Genomic DNA, 2,121 nt, shown 5'->3' with positions numbered 1-2,121 from the left:
GCCCTGGCCGGCGCCGCGCTCGCCGCCTCGTCGGCCGCGGCCGACGCGCTGCCGTCGCTGCCCGGCGGTACCAAGAAGGCCAAGACGCTCGTCATCGGCATCGACGGGCTGCGTTTCGACAAGCTGCAGAGCGGCGACGCGCCCAACCTCAAGGCCCTGATGGCCGGCGGGGTGACCGCGTCGAGCAACCTGTACGCGCAGCCGTTCGCGCCCACCGTCTCCGGGCCCGGCTGGTCCACCGTCGCCACCGGCGTCTGGCCCGACAAACACGGCGTGCACGACAACTCGTTCGCCGGGTCGCGGTACGACGCGTACCCCGACTTCGCGACCCGCCTGGAAAGCGCCCAACCGGCCGCCTCCACCCTCGTCGTCGGCGCGTGGGAGCCGATCTCGTCGACGATCTTCTCGCCCAAGGTCGACGTGCGCGTGGCCACCGGCGAGAACGACGACGTCGCCGCCGCGAACACCGCGCAGTACCTGTCCACCGGCAACCCCGACGTCACGTTCATGCACCTGGACGCGGTGGACGGCGCCGGGCACAACAACGGTGGCGCCGGCGCCGAGTACGCGAAGGCGGTGAAGGAGGCCGACACTCGGGTGGGCAAGGTGCTCGACGCGCTGCGCGCCCGCCCGACCTACGCCCAGGAGGACTGGCTGGTCATGGTCACCACCGACCACGGCCACACCGACTCCGGCGGCCACGGCGGCGACACCCCGCAGGAACGGCAGACCTTCGTCATCGCCAACGGCGCGGGCATGCCCACCGGCACCGTGCGCAACGACGTACGCCTCGTCGACATCGCGCCCACCGTGCTCAAGCACGAGGGGGTGCGGATCGACCCGGCATGGGGCCTGGACGGGCAGCCGATCGACGAGATCAAGCCCGACGCCTTCGACTCCCTGCGGCCGATCCTGTCCGAACGCGTCGACGAGAGCGCGATCCCGGCCGGCGTCAAGGGCTTCACCCACACCACCCCGCAGGGCTGGTCGATCGACAACGCGGCGATGCCCACCGGCGGCGTGACCGAGTGGCGTGGCTGGTCGTTCACCACCGACGAGTTCTTCACCCGCACCGAGGGCGGCGGCCAAGCCCGTGAGGGCAACGTGCGCAGCCGCAACGTGTTCGCCGTCGCCGACTCCGACGAGTGGGACGACAAGGCGCACGCCGCCGGGCAGTTCGACTCCACCCTGGTCTCCCCGGCCTACCCGGTCGAGGGCAAGGCCAAGGCGGAGCTGAGCTATGTCAGCGACTATCAGGTCGACGGCCCGCAGACCGGTGACGTGTACGTGTCGTGGGACGGCGGCGCACCCAAGCTGCTCAAGTCCTATCGCGCGAACGTCAACCAGGTCGAGCACCTGACGCTCGACGTCCCCGCGGGCGCCAAGACCGCTCAAATCCGCTTCCGCTACACCGGTACCAACAGCCGCTTCTGGGCGGTCGATCAGGTATCCCTCACCGCGAGCGGCACCGGTAACCCGGGCGGCGGCGACCCGCTGGCCGGCACCCAGATCATCACCACCACCGTCAAGAACACCGGTGCGCTGACCATGACGGTCGACGGCACCGCGGTCACCCTCCCGTCCCCCGAACTCACCCCGGCGGGCGACCGGCTCGCCACCTCCGGCGCGCTGAACCCGGTGCAGGTCACCGACCTGCGCACGGCCGACCCGGGCTGGAACGTCAGCGGCCAGGTCACCGACTTCACCGCCGAGGGCGGTGCGAGCTTCGACGGCTCGGCGCTCGGCTGGACCCCGAAGGTGGTCAAGGCCGGCGACGGTCAGCAGGTGAGCGCCGGTCAGCCGGTCGCACCCGCGGCCGACGGTGGCGTCAAGACCGCGCGCACGCTCGGCGGCGCGGTGGCCGGCCACGGTCGCGGCACCGCCGTGCTCGGCGCCGACCTCGGCCTGAACCTGGCGACCACGACCGCGCCCGGTACCTACAGCGCGACCCTCACGGTCACCGCGATCTGACGGATTCGGCCCCGTCTCTCGCACACGTGCGAGGGACGGGGCCGGACACCGGCGCACCAACGCACAGCCACACCGGCGGCGCGGGGTACGGGCTCCTTCGTACCTCGCGCCGACCCGGACCCCACGTCAGCCGCCCCGCCCGGTCCGGGT

At 72.2% G+C, this 2,121-nt stretch carries 1 protein-coding gene; it reads left to right on the top strand.

Annotated features, from left to right (window positions below; all coding sequences use genetic code 11):
• Positions 1–1,971 (top strand): alkaline phosphatase family protein (locus GT354_RS26290; RefSeq protein ID WP_237535470.1); only part of this gene is annotated, 1,971 nt, incomplete at its 5' end.
• Positions 1,972–2,121: the final 150 nt, after the last annotated feature.

Source organism: Streptomyces sp. SID3343, assembly GCF_009865215.1.
GTDB lineage: Bacteria > Actinomycetota > Actinomycetes > Streptomycetales > Streptomycetaceae > Embleya.
Note: the sequence above shows the minus strand (reverse complement) of the source record. Positions and strands in the feature narration are given on the sequence as shown.